Annotated in this window: 14 protein-coding genes, 5 tRNA genes and 1 pseudogene; 8 read left to right on the forward strand and 12 right to left on the reverse strand. The window is 62.7% G+C overall.

The genetic code is table 11. The annotated features are described in order from the left end of the window. Window position 1: 1 nt before the first annotated feature. The 9 genes from AB5975_13380 to AB5975_13420 form a co-directional block, all read right to left on the reverse strand. Window positions 2–1,279, reverse strand: a complete 1,278-nt coding sequence (locus AB5975_13380; GenBank protein XDR22695.1) for a Zn-dependent hydrolase — start codon at window positions 1,277–1,279, stop codon at window positions 2–4. Between the two features lie 13 nt (window positions 1,280–1,292). Further along, window positions 1,293–1,988: an ABC transporter ATP-binding protein gene (locus AB5975_13385; protein XDR22696.1), complete on the reverse strand. Its 696-nt coding sequence runs from the start codon at window positions 1,986–1,988 to the stop codon at window positions 1,293–1,295. Then, window positions 1,988–2,740, reverse strand: coding sequence for an ABC transporter ATP-binding protein (locus tag AB5975_13390; GenBank protein XDR22697.1), 753 nt, complete (start codon window positions 2,738–2,740; stop codon window positions 1,988–1,990). Before AB5975_13390 ends, AB5975_13385 begins: the two co-directional genes overlap by 1 nt. After that, complete coding sequence (locus tag AB5975_13395) at window positions 2,740–3,759, reverse strand: branched-chain amino acid ABC transporter permease (GenBank protein ID XDR22698.1); 1,020 nt, start codon at window positions 3,757–3,759, stop codon at window positions 2,740–2,742. The genes AB5975_13390 and AB5975_13395 overlap by 1 nt, the downstream gene beginning before the upstream one ends. Before the next feature lies 1 nt (window position 3,760). Then, window positions 3,761–4,621, reverse strand: coding sequence for a branched-chain amino acid ABC transporter permease (locus tag AB5975_13400; protein XDR22699.1), 861 nt, complete (start codon window positions 4,619–4,621; stop codon window positions 3,761–3,763). A gap of 65 nt (window positions 4,622–4,686) precedes the next feature. Then, window positions 4,687–5,889, reverse strand: coding sequence for an ABC transporter substrate-binding protein (locus AB5975_13405; GenBank protein XDR22700.1), 1,203 nt, complete (start codon window positions 5,887–5,889; stop codon window positions 4,687–4,689). A gap of 90 nt (window positions 5,890–5,979) precedes the next feature. After that, window positions 5,980–6,744 carry a FadR/GntR family transcriptional regulator gene (locus AB5975_13410; protein ID XDR22701.1) on the reverse strand — a complete coding sequence of 255 codons (765 nt, stop codon included), beginning with the start codon at window positions 6,742–6,744 and terminating at the stop codon, window positions 5,980–5,982. A gap of 184 nt (window positions 6,745–6,928) precedes the next feature. Next, window positions 6,929–7,159, reverse strand: a complete 231-nt coding sequence (locus tag AB5975_13415) for a PP0621 family protein (GenBank protein XDR22702.1) — start codon at window positions 7,157–7,159, stop codon at window positions 6,929–6,931. Window positions 7,160–7,252: 93 nt separating this feature from the next. Next, window positions 7,253–8,272: an outer membrane protein assembly factor BamD gene (locus tag AB5975_13420; GenBank protein XDR22703.1), complete on the reverse strand. Its 1,020-nt coding sequence runs from the start codon at window positions 8,270–8,272 to the stop codon at window positions 7,253–7,255. A 147-nt stretch (window positions 8,273–8,419) separates the two neighbouring features. On the opposite strand from AB5975_13420, the gene rluD reads away from it, so the two are divergent. The 8 genes and pseudogenes from rluD (at window position 8,420) to AB5975_13460 (ending at window position 13,666) form a co-directional block, all read left to right on the forward strand. Further along, entirely contained in the window at window positions 8,420–9,382 is a 963-nt protein-coding gene (gene rluD / locus AB5975_13425; GenBank protein XDR22704.1) for a 23S rRNA pseudouridine(1911/1915/1917) synthase RluD, read from the forward strand. Continuing rightward, window positions 9,379–10,118: pseudogene (gene pgeF, locus AB5975_13430) on the forward strand (peptidoglycan editing factor PgeF). Before rluD ends, pgeF begins: the two are co-directional and overlap by 4 nt. A 139-nt stretch (window positions 10,119–10,257) precedes the next feature. Beyond that, on the forward strand, window positions 10,258–12,822 hold the full coding sequence (clpB, locus tag AB5975_13435; protein XDR22705.1) for an ATP-dependent chaperone ClpB: 2,565 nt from the start codon (window positions 10,258–10,260) through the stop codon (window positions 12,820–12,822). Window positions 12,823–13,224: 402 nt separating this feature from the next. After that, window positions 13,225–13,300 (forward strand) — tRNA-Asn (locus tag AB5975_13440). Between the two features lie 4 nt (window positions 13,301–13,304). Then, window positions 13,305–13,381 (forward strand) — tRNA-Pro (locus AB5975_13445). A 5-nt stretch (window positions 13,382–13,386) separates the two neighbouring features. Then, window positions 13,387–13,462, forward strand: a tRNA-Lys gene (locus tag AB5975_13450). Between the two features lie 46 nt (window positions 13,463–13,508). Next, window positions 13,509–13,585 (forward strand) — tRNA-Pro (locus tag AB5975_13455). 5 nt (window positions 13,586–13,590) lie between these two features. Beyond that, window positions 13,591–13,666, forward strand: a tRNA-Lys gene (locus AB5975_13460). A 111-nt stretch (window positions 13,667–13,777) separates the two neighbouring features. Here AB5975_13460 and AB5975_13465 read toward each other — a convergent pair. The 3 genes from AB5975_13465 to AB5975_13475 form a co-directional block, all read right to left on the reverse strand. Next, window positions 13,778–15,073 (reverse strand): NAD(P)/FAD-dependent oxidoreductase, encoded by a 1,296-nt coding sequence (locus AB5975_13465; GenBank protein ID XDR22706.1) that lies wholly within the window; start codon window positions 15,071–15,073, stop codon window positions 13,778–13,780. Window positions 15,074–15,157: 84 nt separating this feature from the next. Further along, window positions 15,158–15,331 (reverse strand): DUF3094 domain-containing protein, encoded by a 174-nt coding sequence (locus tag AB5975_13470; GenBank protein ID XDR22707.1) that lies wholly within the window; start codon window positions 15,329–15,331, stop codon window positions 15,158–15,160. A 132-nt stretch (window positions 15,332–15,463) separates the two neighbouring features. Next, on the reverse strand, window positions 15,464–16,093 hold the full coding sequence (locus AB5975_13475; GenBank protein ID XDR22708.1) for a DUF1780 domain-containing protein: 630 nt from the start codon (window positions 16,091–16,093) through the stop codon (window positions 15,464–15,466). Between the last annotated feature and the right edge of the window lie 76 nt (window positions 16,094–16,169).

Below are 16,169 nucleotides of genomic sequence, written 5' to 3' on the forward strand. Positions count from 1 at the left end.
CTCAACGGGCTCCCGGGTTGGCGGCCTGGAACATGGCGCGCAACAGTACGTCACAGCCGTCGGCCAGGTCCTGCGGTGCGGCATTTTCGATTTCGTTGTGGCTGATGCCGCCCTCGCACGGCACGAAGATCATCCCGGCCGGGCCCAGCTCGGCGAGGAAGATGGCATCGTGGCCGGCGCCGCTGACGATATCCATGTGGCTCAAGCCCAGCTCGCGCGCGCCCTGGCGCACGGCGTCCACGCACTGCTCGGCGAAATACAGCGGCGGGAAGTCGGCGGTCGGGGTCAGCGTGTAGCTCAGCCCGTGCTTGGCCGTGCTGCTTTCGATGGCGGCCTGTACTTCGCTGACCATGGCGGCGAGGTGCTTGGGGTCGAGGTGGCGCAGGTCGATGGTCATCTGCACCTGGCCTGGGATGACGTTGCGCGAGCCTGGGTGCAGGGTCAGGCAGCCCACTGTGCCGCAGGCATGTGGCTGGTGGGCGTGGGCCGTGCGGTTGACCGCAGCCACCACGTCGGCGGCGCCGACCAGGGCGTCCTTGCGCAGGTGCATGGGGGTGGGCCCGGCATGTGCCTCGACGCCGGTCAGCACCAGGTCGAACCACTTTTGTCCCAGACAGCCCTGAACCACGCCAATGGTGGTGCGCTGGTCTTCCAGCACCGGGCCCTGTTCGATATGCGCTTCGAAGTAGGCGCCGACGGCATGCCCGGTCGGCACGCGTGGGCCGGCGTAACCGATGCGCTGCAGCTCCGCGCCAACCGACACGCCCTGCTCGTCGACCTTGTCCAGGGTCTCCTGCAGGCCGAACTTCCCGGCGAACACGCCCGAGCCCATCATGCAGGGCGGGAAGCGCGAGCCTTCTTCGTTGGTCCACACCACCACTTCCAGTGGGGCTTCGGTGGTCAGCTTCAAGTCGTTGAGCGTGCGCATCACCTCAAGGCCTGCCATGACGCCGTAGCAGCCATCGAACTTGCCGCCGGTGGGTTGGGTATCGATATGGCTACCGGTCATGACCGGCGGCAGGGAAGGATTGCGGCCGGGGCGACGGGCAAAGATGTTGCCGATGGCGTCGACGCTGACCGTGCAGCCGGCCTCTTCGCACCAGCGTACGAACAGGTCGCGGGCCTGGCGGTCGAGGTCGGTCAGGGCCAGGCGGCACACGCCACCCTTGGCAGTGGCGCCGAGCTGGGCAAGGTCCATCAGCGATTGCCAAAGGCGCTCGCGGCTGACCAGTGAACCTTGGCCAAGCAAGTGCTGCGAAGGATCGGTGCGGGTGTTCATGGGCGTTCTCCTTTCAGGCGCTCAGGGCCAGGTAACGGTTCTTGATGCTTGGGTCCTCGCGGAACTGCGCGGCGCTGCCCTGGTAGGCGACCCGGCCCTGTTCAAGCACGTAATGGCGATCGGCGAGTGCATCGCAGACCATCAGGTTTTGCTCCACCAGCAGGATCGACAGGCCTTCGTCCTTGATCCGCCGCAGGATCTTCACCAGCTCGTCGACGATCACCGGGGCCAGGCCTTCGGTGGGTTCGTCGAGGATCAGCAGCTTGGGGCCGTTGAGCAGGGCGCGGGCGATGGCCAGCATCTGCTGCTCGCCACCGGACAGGGCGAAACCACCATTGCGGCGCCGCTCCTTGAGCCGTGGGAACATGCTGTAGACGTCCTCCAGCTGCCAGCGGCTGGCCTTGCGCACGGCTATCTTCAGGTTCTCTTCCACACTGAGCTGGCGGAAGATGCCACGGTGCTCAGGCACCAGGGCAATACCAAGCCGGGCGATATCGAAGATTTCACGGCCGACCAACTGTTGGCCGTTGAAGCTGATCTGCCCCTGCCGTGGGCGGACGATGCCAAGGATGCTGCGCAGGGTGGTGGTCTTGCCGGCACCATTGCGCCCGAGCAGCGTCACCAGTTCGCCTGCTTCAACCTTGAGCGAGACACCTTCGAGCACATGGCTCTTGTCGTAATAGGAGTGGATCGAATCGACGTTGAGCATCAGGCGGCCTCTCCAAGGTAGGCGGTGCGTACGCGCTCGTCGTTGCGCACCTGTTCAGGGGTACCCTCGACCAGAATCTGGCCGTGGCTCATCACAGTGATGCGCTGGCTGATCGACATGACGATGCTCATGTTGTGCTCGATCAGCAGCACGGTGTGGTCGCGGCCGAGGTCGCTGATCAGGTCGGTCATCACCGGAATGTCGTCGATGCCCATGCCCGAGGTGGGTTCGTCGAGCATCAGCAGGGTGGGCTTGGCGCAGATCGACATGCCCACTTCCAGCACCCGTTGCTGGCCGTGTGACAGCTCGCCGGCCAGGGTTTCGGCGCGGGCGCTCAGCTTCAGGCGTTCCAGCACCTGGTCGGCGGTGTTCCAGTGGCTGCGTTTGTGCTCCACACTGCGCCAGAAATTCAGGGCGCCCAGGCCGTCTCGGCCCTGGGCGGCCAAGCGCAGGTTTTCGCGCACGGACAGGTTTTGGAACAGGCTGGTGAGCTGGAACGAACGCGCCATGCCCAGCGCCACCCGCCCGTGGGACGGCTTGCGGATGATGTCCTGGCCGTTGAACAGGATCTTGCCCGCCGTGGCCTGACGCTCGCCGGTCAAGCAGTGGAACAGGCTGGTCTTGCCAGCACCGTTGGGGCCGATGACGGTGTGGATGGTGCCGGCGCGGACCTTGAGGTCAACGCCTGCGACTGCCTTGAACGGCCCGTAGGCCAGCTCCAGTTGGCGGGTTTCCAGGAGGTAGTCGCTCATCATAGGGTCTCCTTGGTCTTGGCCTGGGATTTGTCATTGGCACTGCGGGTGGCCAGCAGGCGCTTGCCCAGTTCGGCCAGTCCACCCCACAGGCCGCCCCGCATGAACACCACCACCAGAATCAGGATGACCCCCAGCAGCATCAGCCAGCGTGGCCACAGCTCCGACAGCACGTCACCCAGCAGCACGATGGCGCCGGCCCCCAGCAGTGAGCCGAACAACGAGCCGGTGCCGCCGACGATGGTCATGATCAGGATGTTCTCGCTCATCATCAGGTCGATGTTCGACAGCGGCGCAAAGTGCAGCAGCATGGCGTACAGCGCGCCGGCGATGCCGGTGATGGCCCCCGACAGCATGAACACCAGGATCTTGAAGTGGCGGGTGTCGTAGCCAATGGCGGCAGCGCGGGTCTCGTTCTCGCGGATAGCCAGCAGGGTGCTGCCGAATGGCGAGCGGATCACCCGCAAGGCAGCGGCGAAAATCAACAGGAACAGCACGGCGACGAACACATAGAAATGCCGAGGGTCAGCCAGGTCGACCAGCACATGGCCGGCGATTTCGATGTTGGGCCGGGGCACATCGAGCAGGCCGTTGTCGCCGCCGGTCCAGCCGCTTAGGGTATAAGCCAGGAAATAGGCCATCTGGCTGAAGGCCAGGGTCAGCATGACGAAGTAGATGCCCGTGCGGCGGATCGCCAATGCGCCCACCAGCAGTGCCAGGAAGGCGCCGAACACGGCTGCGCCAAGCAGCGCGGCGAACATGCCCCAGTGCAGGTGAATCATCAGCAGCGCCGCGCCATAGGCGCCCACGCCAAAGAAGATGCCCTGGCCGAACGACAGCAGGCCGGTGTAGCCGAGCAGCAGGTTGCAGGCCAGGGCGGCCAGGGCAAAGATCAGGATTTCGGTGGCCAGGGTGGCCGAAGGCAGCAGCAACGGCAGCGCCACCAGGCTGGCAACCACCAGCAACAGCAGTGCCGGGGCGCGGCCCTTGGCGACTGGCAATGGGTTTTTCTCGCTCATGTCAGGCTCTCCCAAACAGGCCATAGGGACGGACCAGGATCACTGCGGCCATGGCGCCGTAGATCATCAGGCTGGCGCCTTGCGGCCAGAGGCTGGTCATCATGCTTTGCACCACACCCACCAGCAGGCCGCCAACCAGCGCACCGCCGAACGAGCCCATGCCGCCGATCACCACCACCACGAAGGCAATGCCGAGGATCTCCGGCCCGACGAAAGGCTGGGCCCCGCGTAGTGGTGCGAACAGCACACCCGCCACGCCGGCCAGGCCCACGCCCAGGGCGAAGGTCAGGGAGAACAGGCGAAAGATATTGGTGCCCAGCAGCGATACGGTTTCGGTGCTTTCGCTACCCGCGCGCACCAGTGCGCCGAAGCGGGTGCGCTCCAGCAGCAACCACAAGCCAACGCCGATCAGCGCGGCGAAGCCGATCAGGAACAGGCGGTAGTAGGGGTAGATGAAGTCACCGAGGATCAGCACGCCGCGCAGCTCCGGCGGTACGGCAATGTTCTTGCCCACCGGGCCCCAGATCAGCACCGAGGCTTCCTGGATGATCAGTGCGATGCCGAGGGTGACGAGGATCTGGAAGGTGTGCGGCAGGTGGTAGATGCGCTTGATCAACAGGCGCTCGACCGCCCACGCCAGTGCGGCCACTACCAGCGGCGCAATCAGCAGCGCCAGCCAGAAGTTGCCGGTTATCGCTACGGCGGTGTAGCACAGGTAGGCGCCCAGCAAGAAGAACGCACCGTGGGCGAAGTTGACGAAGTTGAGCAGGCCGAAAATGATCGTCAGGCCCACGGCGATGAGGAAGTAGATCATCCCCAGGCCCAGGCCGTTGAGCAGTTGGAACAGGTACAAATCGAGCATGAGCGTGCCCTCGACAGCGCGCGAGGCGGCTGCCTGTACAAGTGTTTGTGACTAACGCCGCGGCTTCAGGCCAGGGCGCAACCGGTGTGGTCGACCTCGACGAACGAGCGGCCCGAACTGATGACTTCGGCCAGGTCGTCCTCGTCGCGCATCTGCCCCTGGGGCTTGCCGCGCAGCAGGTAGTAATCCTTGAGCACCTGATGGTCACCCGGGCGGATCAGTTCTTCGCCGGTCGGGCCTTGGAAGCGCATGCCCTGCAATGCCGCAGACACGGCGGCACCGTCCAGGCTGCCAGCCTTGACGATGGCCTCGAGCATGACCTTGGTGCCGATGTAGTCAGCGGCCAGTGGGTAGTTGGGGTTGATGCCGTAAGCCTTGCGGGTGGCGGCGACCAACTGCTTGTTCAACGGGGTATCGACCTGGTGCCAGTACTGCGCGCCCAGGTACACGCCCTCGAGCACGTCGCTGCCCAGCTCCTGGAACTGGTCGAGGCCGGCAGACCACACCATCAGCACTTTCATGCGGTCCTTGATGCCGAAGTTGACCGCCTGGCGCAGGGCGTTGGAGGCCTGGCTGCCGAAGTTGAGCAACACCAGCACGTCGGGTTTTGCGGCGATGGCGTTGGTCAGGTAGCCAGAGAATTCCTGCTCCTGCAGCGAGTGGTAGCTGTTACCGATGTGTTCCACCCCAAGCTCGGCGAACACCTTGCGGGCATTGTCCAGCAACGCGTCACCGAACACGTATTGCGGGGTGATGGTGTACCAGCGCTTGGCCTGTGGTAGTTGGCGGATCATCGGCACCAAGGTTTCGCGAATGGCGCCGTAGGTGGGCACCGACCAGCGGAAGGTCGAGGCGTTGCAGTCTTTGCCGGTGATTTCGTCGGCGCCCACAGGCGTCATGAACACGCCGCCGGCTTTGTGGATTTCCTTCGACACCGCCAGTGCCGAGGAGGACAGGGTGCAGCCCTGGAAGAAGCGTGCGCCATCCTGGCCGATGGCTTCCTGTACCTTGCGCACCGCCTTGCCGGCGTTGCCTTCGGTGTCGATGACTTTGTACTTGAGCGGGTGGCCGAGCAGCTGGGGGTATTCGGCAATGGCCAGGCGCGAGCCCATGTCGGCGTACTTGCCGTAGCTGGCGAAGGCGCCCGACATGGACTTGAGCCCATAGAAGGTCAACGGTTGGTCGGCGAATGCCCGGTGCGCCCCCAAGGGGAGGCTACCTAAGGCACCCAGGGCAAGGCCTGCCTTGAGCAGGGTACGTCTTTGCATGAGTAACTCCTTGGTTGTGGTTATTAGGCAGGAGTGGCAATGACAAAGCGGGTACGGCCGGGCCTGTGTGCAGGCCTCTTTCCAGGCGCATCAGTGGTTGTGGTTGAACTCCAGCAGGAAGTTACGGGCAACCTCGCCTTCCAGCGCGGTCATGTGGTGCTCGGCGTCGCACATGTGTTCGTGCATCAGCCGGCGTACAGCGGGTTCGTCGCTGGCGCGCAGGGCGGTCAGCAGTTGCTTGTGGTAGTCGATATTGGCGGCGGCGAACTGTTGGCGCTTGGGCAGGTAGGCTTTTTTCAGCACTACCAGGTCGCGCAACAGGTCATTGAGGAACACCGCCATGAAACGCAGCAACGGGTTGGGGCAGCGGTCGGCCAGCAAGGTGTGGAACTCCAGCTCGGCCAGGCGCTGCTCGCGCTGGCCTTCTTCGCTGTCTTCCGGCGCGCTGCAGAAATCGATGTTGGCCTGCAGCACGGCATAGTCCGCTTCGCTCAGCTTGCCCATCACCGAGACCGCCAGCTCCACCTCGATGACTTTGCGCAGCTGGTACACCTGCTCGCCGTCCAGGTGTTGAAAGTGCAGGTAGTTGCGCAACGCACGGCTGGCCGGTTCGGTGCCCACTTCGTTCAGGTAGGCGCCGCCGGTCGGCCCGGTACGGGTGCTCACCAGGCCTTCGACCTCCAACGCCTTGAGCGCTTCGCGGGCGGTGCCCTTGGAACACTCGAAATGCTCCATCAGCTCACGTTCGGTGGGCAGGCGATCGCCTGGGTGCAGCGCTTCGGTGACGATCGAGCGCTTGACCGATTCGACGATCACATCGGACAGCTTCTGGCGCTTGCGTTTGGGTTTGAGCATTTCGCTATTTTTCATATTTATGCGGATAAATAGGATTTAGCGAATTTTACTGGGGTGGGTCAATGCTGGCGGCGGGGGAGGGGTCGTAAATGGTGTGAAAGGGTCGGGGAGGGATAAGTATCGGCAGGAGTATGCGTAGCGAGTGTAGGAGCGACGCAAGGTCGCTCCACAGCGGGCTTTGTGTTCAGTTCTGGCGGCCAGGGCCTTGCTGCAAGTGTGCCTGGCTGCAATACCAATCGTTGCCTTGCTGCAGTGCCCGGTCGTTGGGCAGGTGCACACCGCAATGGGCGCAGCGCACCATCTTCAGCGGCGCATCCAGCTTCGCCTCGGGGTGCGACTGTTGGCTGACTTTGAACTTGCGCCACAGCCAGAACGCGGCGGCGATCAGGGCAATCCAGAAAAGTAGGCGAACCATGGTGTCCAGCTTGTCGATTGAAGAAGCCGACAGTCTAGGACGCGGCCAATAAAAAGGGAGGCCCAAGGCTTCCCTTTCATTTACCGCTGTGGGTCAGTCGAACAGACCAAAGGTCATGTAGCTGAACCAGGAGCGGTCTTTCTCGGCCTCTTTCGGGCCTTCCGGCACGATCGGGTCGCCGTTTTCGTCTTTAGGCAGCAGCTCTTGCGGCATCTCGTCACGCGCGTCCTGGAACTGCTTGACCACGTCCTGGTTGGCGCGGGTTTCGCCCGGCGGCAGCGGGGCGTCGGTCTCGATCAGGCCCAGGGTGGCCTTGGACAGCCAGCCACGGCCGTCAGACTCGGTCTGCTTGGGTTGGAACTCGCCATCGACCAGGCTCGGGTGGTCCGGGTAGTTGAGCTTGAGGGTTTCCAGGCTGCTGGCGGCCAGTTCGTCCAGGTGCATTTTCTGGTACGACTCGACCATCACTGCAAGGCCGTCACCGACCGATGGGGTTTCCTGGAAGTTCTCGACCACGTAGCGGCCCCGGTTGGCGGCAGCTACGTAAGCCTGGCGGCTCAGGTAGTAATCGGCCACGTGGATTTCGTACGAGGCCAGCAGGTTGCGCAGGTAGATCATGCGCTGCTTGGCGTCTGGCGCGTAGCGGCTGTTGGGGAAGCGACTGGTCAGCTGGGCGAACTCGTTGTACGAGTCGCGGGCGGCGCCCGGGTCACGCTTGGTCATGTCCAGTGGCAGGAAGCGCGCCAGCAGGCCACGGTCCTGGTCGAACGAGGTCAGGCCCTTGAGGTAGTAGGCGTAATCGACGTTCGGGTGCTGCGGGTGCAGACGGATGAAGCGCTCGGCGGCCGACTTGGCGGCCTCAGGCTCGGAGTTCTTGTAGTTGGCGTAGATCAGCTCGAGCTGCGCCTGGTCGGCATAGCGGCCGAACGGGTAGCGCGATTCCAGGGCCTTGAGCTTGTTCACGGCGCTGGTGTAGCTGGAGTTGTCCAGATCAGCCTGGGCCTGCTGGTACAGCTCGGCCTCGCTGAGGTTCTCGTCAATGACCTCTTTATTAGAGGAACAGGCCGCGGTAAGCCCGAGGATGGCGATCAGCAGCAGGTGTTTCACTTGCATGGCGGCTTGCGTCCCTTTGACGGCCGCTGTCTTGGGCGGTGCCGTCCTGTTATGATGAGCGCCCCGGCCAACCCCGGGACAAAAGAAGCCGTATTTAACCACAAGCTCGCAGCCGAAACCAAAGGCTGTGCGCCCGCCGAATCGAGCATGTCCGAGATCATTCAACTTAGCGCAGAGGTACCGTCCGAACTGGGCGGCCAACGCCTCGACCAGGTCGCCGCCCAATTGTTCGCCGAGTACTCGCGTTCGCGGCTAACTTCGTGGATCAAAGAGGGCCGCCTGACGGTCGATGGTGCAGTCGTGCGCCCTCGAGACCTCGTCTATGGCGGTTCGCTGCTTGCCTTGGAGGCCGAGCAAGAGGCCCAGGGTGAGTGGATCGCAGAAGATATCGAACTGGATATCGTCTACGAAGACGACCATATCATGGTGATCAACAAGCCTGCCGGGCTGGTCGTGCACCCGGCCGCCGGGCATGCCAGCGGTACGCTGCTCAATGCGCTGCTGCACCACGTGCCAGACATCGTCAACGTGCCGCGCGCCGGTATCGTTCACCGCCTGGACAAGGACACCACCGGCTTGATGGTGGTGGCCAAGACCTTGCAGGCGCAGACCAAGCTGGTCGAGCAGATGCAGGCCCGCAAGGTCAGCCGTATCTACGAGTGCATCGTGATTGGTGTGGTGACAGCCGGTGGCAAGATCGACGCGCCCATTGGCCGCCATGGCGGCATGCGCCAGCGCATGGCGGTAACCGACGGCGGCAAGCCGGCGGTCAGCCATTACCGTGTGCTCAAGCGCTTCCGCTCGCACACCCATGTACGAGTGAAGCTGGAAACCGGCCGCACCCACCAGATACGCGTGCACATGGCCCATGTAGGTTTCCCTCTGGTTGGCGACCAGACGTACGGCGGGCGCTTCCGTATTCCGCCGGCTGCCAGCCCAACCATGGTCGAGGCGGTCAAGACCTTCCCGCGCCAGGCGCTGCATGCGCGTTTCCTCGCCTTGGCCCACCCGATTACCGGTGAAATCATGAAGTGGGAGTCGCCACTGCCGGATGACTTCGTCTGGTTGTTGTCGCTTTTGAACCAGGACCGCGAGAGCTTCATCGGATGAGTGGCCTGGCGCAGTCGCTGCTGATCCCCGACTGGCCGGCCCCGGCCTCGGTTCGCGCCTGTGTCACCACCCGTCAGGGCGGCGTCAGCCTGCCGCCTTATGAAACCTTCAACCTTGGCGACCACGTGGGGACGACCCTGCCGCCGTCGCCGAGAACCGCCGTCGCCTCAGCGCCCCGTTCGCCATTCAGCCGGCCTGGCTGAAGCAGGTACATGGCCTGGTGGTGGCGGCTGCCGACCCAGCCGTGGTGGCCGAGGCCGACGCCAGCTGGACCGACCAGCCTGGCATTGCCTGCACCGTGATGACTGCCGATTGCCTGCCTGCGCTGTTCTGTGACCGCGCGGGCACCCGTGTGGCCGCGGCACATGCAGGCTGGCGTGGGCTGGCTGGCGGTGTGCTGGAAGCCACCTTGGACCGCCTGGCACTGCCGGCGGAAGAGGTGCTGGTGTGGCTGGGGCCGGCCATTGGCCCGCAGGCGTTCGAGGTAGGGCTGGAAGTGCGCGATGCCTTCACTGCCGTGCATCCAGAAGCCGCCCGGGCGTTTGTCGAGGGCGAGCGGCCGGGCAAGCTGATGGCCGACATCTATGAGCTGGCGCGTATTCGCCTGGCTGCTCGTGGCGTCACTGCCGTTTATGGCGGTGGCTTTTGCACGGTCAGCGATCAGCGGTTCTTCTCCTATCGCCGTACCCCGCAGGGTGGGCGGTTTGCATCCTTGGTGTGGCTGGAGCCTCGCTAATCCAACAGGTTGACTTCGGTCAACCCCGCTACGCTTGAATCTTCCAGAATCAACCTTATCTATAAGGTCATCTCAGGCAGGTTCTTCATAAACAGGCGCTGTCCATCGCTCCGACCTGCCCTTTAAAGGAAGGTACACCATGCGAATAGACCGTTTGACCAGCAAGCTGCAACTTGCAATATCCGATGCCCAGTCCCTGGCCGTTGGCATGGACCACCCTGCCATCGAGCCCGTGCACCTGGTACAGGCGCTGCTTGAACAACAGGGCGGCTCCATCAAGCCTCTGCTGATGCAGGTAGGCTTCGACATCAACAGCCTGCGCCAAGGGCTGGTGAAAGAACTCGACCAACTGCCGAAAATCCAGAACCCCACCGGCGATGTGAACATGTCGCAGGACCTGGCGCGCCTGCTCAACCAGGCCGACCGCCTGGCCCAGCAGAAGGGTGACCAGTTCATTTCCAGCGAACTGGTACTGCTGGCCGCCATGGACGAGAACAGCAAACTCGGCAAACTGCTGCTGAGCCAGGGCGTGACCAAGAAAGCCTTGGAAAACGCCATCAACAACCTGCGCGGCGGCGCGGCAGTGAATGACGCCAACGCCGAGGAATCGCGCCAGGCCCTGGACAAGTACACCGTCGACCTGACCAAGCGTGCCGAAGAAGGCAAGCTGGACCCGGTGATCGGCCGTGACGATGAAATCCGCCGTACCGTGCAGGTACTGCAACGCCGTACCAAGAACAACCCGGTGCTGATCGGTGAGCCTGGCGTGGGTAAAACCGCCATCGCCGAGGGCCTGGCCCAGCGCATCATCAATGGTGAAGTGCCAGACGGCCTCAAGGGCAAGCGCCTGCTGGCGCTGGACATGGGGGCGCTGATTGCCGGTGCCAAATACCGCGGCGAGTTCGAAGAGCGTCTGAAAGGCCTGCTGAACGAGCTGTCCAAGCAGGAAGGCCAGATCATCCTGTTCATCGACGAACTGCACACCATGGTCGGCGCTGGCAAAGGCGAGGGCGCCATGGACGCCGGCAACATGCTCAAGCCGGCCCTGGCCCGCGGCGAGCTGCACTGCGTCGGTGCCACTACGCTGAACGAGTATCGCCAGTTCATCGAGAAGGACGCCGCCCTGGAGCGCCGTTTCCAGAAGGTGCTGGTAGAGGAGCCGAGCGAGGAAGACACCATCGCTATCCTGCGTGGCCTGAAAGAGCGCTATGAAGTGCACCACAAGGTGGCCATCACCGACGGTGCAATTATCGCTGCGGCCAAGCTCAGCCATCGCTACATCACTGACCGCCAGCTGCCGGACAAGGCCATTGACCTGATCGACGAAGCGGCCAGCCGTATCCGTATGGAGATCGACTCCAAGCCGGAAGTGCTCGACCGCCTTGATCGCCGCCTGATCCAGTTGAAGGTGGAGTCGCAGGCACTGAAGAAAGAAGAAGACGAAGCGGCAAAAAAACGCCTGGAGAAGCTGACCGAGGAAATCGAGCGGCTGGAGCGTGAGTATTCCGACCTGGAGGAAATCTGGGCCTCGGAAAAAGCCGAAGTGCAGGGCTCGGCGCAGATCCAGCAAAAGATCGAGCAGGCTCGCCAGGAGCTGGAAACCGCCCGTCGCAAAGGCGACCTGAGCCGCATGGCCGAACTGCAGTACGGGGTGATCCCGGACTTGGAGCGCAGCCTGCAGATGGTCGACCAGCACGGCAAGACCGAGAACCAGTTGCTGCGCAACAAGGTGACCGAGGAAGAAATTGCCGAAGTGGTGTCGAAGTGGACCGGTATTCCCGTGGCCAAGATGCTCGAAGGCGAGCGTGAGAAGCTGCTGAAGATGGAAGCGTTGCTGCACCAGCGCGTGATCGGTCAGGGCGAGGCGGTAACCGCCGTGGCCAACGCCGTGCGCCGCTCGCGTGCCGGGCTGTCCGACCCGAACCGGCCAAGTGGTTCGTTCCTGTTCCTCGGCCCTACCGGCGTGGGCAAGACCGAACTGTGCAAGGCGCTGGCCGAGTTCCTGTTCGACACCGAAGAGGCGATGGTGCGCATCGACATGTCCGAGTTCATGGAGAAGCACTCCGTGGCTCGCCTGATTGGTGCACCGCCAGGCTATGTAGGTTATGAAGAGGGCGGCTACCTGACCGAGGCTGTACGGCGCAAGCCATACTCGGTGGTGCTGCTGGACGAGGTGGAGAAGGCCCACCCGGATGTGTTCAACGTACTGCTGCAGGTGCTGGAAGACGGCCGCCTGACTGACAGTCATGGGCGCACCGTGGACTTCCGCAACACCGTGATCGTGATGACTTCCAACCTGGGCTCGGCGCAGATTCAGGAGCTGGTGGGTGACCGCGAGGCGCAACGTGCGGCGGTGATGGATGCGGTGGGTGCGCACTTCCGTCCGGAGTTCATCAACCGCATCGACGAAGTGGTGGTGTTCGAGCCACTGGGCCGTGAGCAGATCGCTGGCATTACCGAGATTCAGCTGGGCCGCCTGCGCAGCCGTCTGCTGGAGCGCGAACTGTCGCTGAGCTTGAGCCCGGACGCGTTGGACAAGCTGATTGCCGTGGGTTACGACCCTGTATACGGCGCACGGCCGCTGAAGCGGGCAATCCAGCGCTGGATCGAAAACCCATTGGCGCAGCTGATCCTGGCAGGCAAGTTTGTGCCGGGTGCGGCGATTACCGCCAAGGTGGAAGGCGACGAAATCGTCTTTGGCTAATTTGCATCCTCATGAGCCCCGCACCTGCGGGGCTTTTTTTTGCTTCTTTACAGGCGCTGTGGATACCGAGAGGGGCGGGTTTGCCAGCGAAGAAGCCGGCACAGCCCAGTAAAACCGGGGCTTTCCGGCCGCTTTGGATAACTTGCTGAAATTTTTGAAATTTTTGCTTGCATCATATTTAGAGTGCCCCTAATATACGCCGCGTTGTCAGGCACTAAGCGAATCACCAGCAACAACGGTGACCGCAAAACAACTTACAAATCAGTAAGTTGAATGAAAAAAAGTGGTTGACAAGCAAAACGAAGAATGTAGAATAGCCGGCCTCAGCAGCGACAACGCGAAAGCGAAGCAGCTAAAGAGTCCGAAGCGAACACAGTCTTCGGAGTTGTACCGAAGTTCAGTTCCGCGATAGCTCAGTCGGTAGAGCAAATGACTGTTAATCATTGGGTCCCTGGTTCGAGTCCAGGTCGCGGAGCCAATCTCGGGGTGTAGCGCAGTCCGGTAGCGCGCCTGCTTTGGGAGCAGGATGTCAGGAGTTCGAATCCCCTCACCCCGACCATTTTTGGGTCGTTAGCTCAGTTGGTAGAGCAGTTGGCTTTTAACCAATTGGTCGTAGGTTCGAATCCTACACGACCCACCATGTAAAGAAGGGCATCTCAAAGAGATGCCCTTTTTTTTGAAAGACCCGGGGTGTAGCGCAGTCCGGTAGCGCGCCTGCTTTGGGAGCAGGATGTCAGGAGTTCGAATCCCCTCACCCCGACCATTTTTGGGTCGTTAGCTCAGTTGGTAGAGCAGTTGGCTTTTAACCAATTGGTCGTAGGTTCGAATCCTACACGACCCACCATGAACAAAGGGCATCTCGCAAGAGATGCCCTTTTTCTTTGCCTGTCAGAATGTTGGGCCTGCCTTGCAGGCCTTGCGCCGCGAGAGGGGCGCTAAGCGCCCCCGGCAACTGTCAGTGCAGCTTCAAGCGCGGTTCTGTACCCCGGCCAATCTTGCTACCCAGCATCATCAACGCCGTGCGGAAGAACCCGTACAACGCCATCTGGTGCATGCGGTACAGCGACACGTAGAACATCCGCGCCAGCCAGCCTTCCAGCTTCACACTGCCCATCAGGTTACCCATCAGGTTGCCCACCGCCGAGAAGCGCGACAGCGACACCAGCGAGCCGTAGTCCTTGTACTCGTAGGTCGGCAGCGCCTTGTTCTCCAGCCGCGCCTTCAGGCTTTGCGCCAGCATCGAAGCCTGTTGGTGCGCAGCCTGGGCCCGTGGCGGTACGTTGCGGTCGCTGCCGGGTTGCGGGCAGGCGGCGCAGTCACCGAAGGCGAAGATGTTGTCGTCGCGGGTAGTTTGCAGGGTAGGGCGCACGACCAGCTGGTTGATGCGATTGGTTTCCAGGCCATCGATGTCCTTGAGGAAGCCTGGCGCACGGATACCCGCCGCCCACACTTTGAGGCTGGCCTGGATCACTTCGCCGTCCTTGGTTTTCAGGCCGTCCTCGGTCACTTCACTGACCGCGGCGTTGGTCATCACCTTCACCCCGAGTTTCTCCAGGGTCTTGTGCACCGGCACGCTGATGCGCTCCGGCAGCGCCGGCAGTACGCGCGGGCCGGCCTCGATCAGGGTGATGTGCATGTCTTTGGGCTGGATGCGGTCAAGGCCATAGGCCGCCAGCTCGTGGGCAGCATGGTGCAGCTCGGCCGCCAGCTCCACACCGGTGGCACCGGCGCCCACAATGGCTACGCTGATTTTTTCGCTGGCCACGTCGCCGGCGTGGGCGCGCAGGTAGTGGTTGAGCAGTTGCTGGTGGAAGCGCTCGGCCTGCTTGCGGGTATCCAGGAACAGGCAATGTTGCGCTGCGCCCAGGGTGCCGAAGTCGTTGGTGTTGGAACCCACGGCGATGACCAGGGTGTCGTAGCCCAGGGTGCGCGCAGGCAACAGCTCGCGGCCCTCTTCATCGAGGGTGGCGGCCAGTTGAATCTGTTTGCCTTCACGGTCCAGGCCGCTCATGCGCCCCAACTGGAAATTGAAGTGGTTCCACTTGGCCTGGGCCACGTAGTTCAGTTCGTCTTCCGAGGAGTTCAGCGAGCCAGCGGCCACTTCGTGCAGCAATGGCTTCCAGATGTGCGTGAGGTTGGCGTCGACCAGGGTGATGTCGGCCTGCTTGCGCTTGCCCAGGCTTTTACCCAGGCGGGTCGCCAGTTCCAGGCCGCCGGCGCCGCCGCCGACAATCACGATGCGATGAGTCATGGGAATATCTCATAAGGTTTACGGAATTCGTGCCCCAGAGGGGCGGCCGCAAACTGCACGAGGGAAGGGCGAGCGCGAAGCAGCTCATAGCACCAGTCCACTCAGCAGGCGGCTGATGAGACCCAACCCGATGGTCACGGCCAGCACCAGCACAAGGAGCAGCCACGGCCGGAAGGGCCTGCGCTCGACTTGGTGCTGGGGGGCTCGCAGATACTCATCGACACGACGCTGATCTTCCGGGTTCAGGCGGCTGGTCATGGTGGGCCTCGTCAGGTAGACGTTTGTGACTGCGCAAACGCTACAGCGTTCGCGCAAGCGCTTGAAACAAATGATAATGCTTTCTATCCCTGGCGCCGAGTGTACGCCATCGCAAACATTCGCTGCACTGGATCAAAGACTGATGCCTACGTCGAAGACGATGCTGCGGCCCAGGTTGCCGCGCAGGAAGTCTGGCGCGTCAGGGTGGGCGAACAGCACCCGGGCAAAGGTTGGCCCGACCAGCGACAGTGAGCGCCAGCCCTGGCGCAGGTACTCGGTGGGCGGCGGGAAGTGGGTGTTGAGGTCGAGCACTTCGCGCTTGAGGCTGGAGAACGCGATGATGTCCAGCTCGTTCAGCTCCAGCCCGCGTTCCCGGTAATTGTGCGCCTTCTTGCGCAAGGTCGGCGCCAGGCGCCCCAGCAATTCGGTGGCACTGATGCGCCGTGGGCGTGCTTCACGCCGCACCAGCTGCGCCAAGGAAAACGCACTGCGCCTGCGCTGCAGCTCTTCGCGCCATTCATCGTTCAGTCGGCGGCCCTCGTCGAGCACGAAAAATACCTCGAAGGCCGCGTCGCGGAACAACACGTCCGGCGGCTCCTGGCCGGCTGGGGTGAAGTCCTCGCTGCGATAGGGAATGTTCAACCCCTGCAACAGGCGCTGGCACACCCAACGCTCCCGCTCCCACTTGCGGGCGTTGGAGAGAAAGGCATTGGCTTGTTCGGCCTGGATGGTAAGCAGGCGCAGGTAGTCTGAGTCATCCATGCAGACAAGCTTAGCCGTTAAACCATGACGATAAGATGCTGAATTTGAATGGGTGTAGACTGGGATTGTCCATAGC

Source organism: Pseudomonas putida (assembly GCA_041071465.1).
Lineage (GTDB): Bacteria > Pseudomonadota > Gammaproteobacteria > Pseudomonadales > Pseudomonadaceae > Aquipseudomonas > Aquipseudomonas putida_P.

Coding starts and splice junctions, on each gene's coding strand:
- rluD (XDR22704.1), top strand. CDS start 8,420: ATGTCCGAGATCATTCAACTTAGCGCAGAGGTACCGTCCGAACTGGGC.
- AB5975_13385 (XDR22696.1), bottom strand. CDS start 1,988: ATGCTCAACGTCGATTCGATCCACTCCTATTACGACAAGAGCCATGTG.
- AB5975_13475 (XDR22708.1), bottom strand. CDS start 16,093: ATGGATGACTCAGACTACCTGCGCCTGCTTACCATCCAGGCCGAACAA.
- AB5975_13390 (XDR22697.1), bottom strand. CDS start 2,740: ATGAGCGACTACCTCCTGGAAACCCGCCAACTGGAGCTGGCCTACGGG.
- AB5975_13415 (XDR22702.1), bottom strand. CDS start 7,159: ATGGTTCGCCTACTTTTCTGGATTGCCCTGATCGCCGCCGCGTTCTGG.
- AB5975_13400 (XDR22699.1), bottom strand. CDS start 4,621: ATGCTCGATTTGTACCTGTTCCAACTGCTCAACGGCCTGGGCCTGGGG.
- AB5975_13470 (XDR22707.1), bottom strand. CDS start 15,331: ATGACCAGCCGCCTGAACCCGGAAGATCAGCGTCGTGTCGATGAGTAT.
- AB5975_13395 (XDR22698.1), bottom strand. CDS start 3,759: ATGAGCGAGAAAAACCCATTGCCAGTCGCCAAGGGCCGCGCCCCGGCA.
- AB5975_13380 (XDR22695.1), bottom strand. CDS start 1,279: ATGAACACCCGCACCGATCCTTCGCAGCACTTGCTTGGCCAAGGTTCA.
- clpB (XDR22705.1), top strand. CDS start 10,258: ATGCGAATAGACCGTTTGACCAGCAAGCTGCAACTTGCAATATCCGAT.
- AB5975_13405 (XDR22700.1), bottom strand. CDS start 5,889: ATGCAAAGACGTACCCTGCTCAAGGCAGGCCTTGCCCTGGGTGCCTTA.
- AB5975_13420 (XDR22703.1), bottom strand. CDS start 8,272: ATGCAAGTGAAACACCTGCTGCTGATCGCCATCCTCGGGCTTACCGCG.
- AB5975_13410 (XDR22701.1), bottom strand. CDS start 6,744: ATGCTCAAACCCAAACGCAAGCGCCAGAAGCTGTCCGATGTGATCGTC.
- AB5975_13465 (XDR22706.1), bottom strand. CDS start 15,073: ATGACTCATCGCATCGTGATTGTCGGCGGCGGCGCCGGCGGCCTGGAA.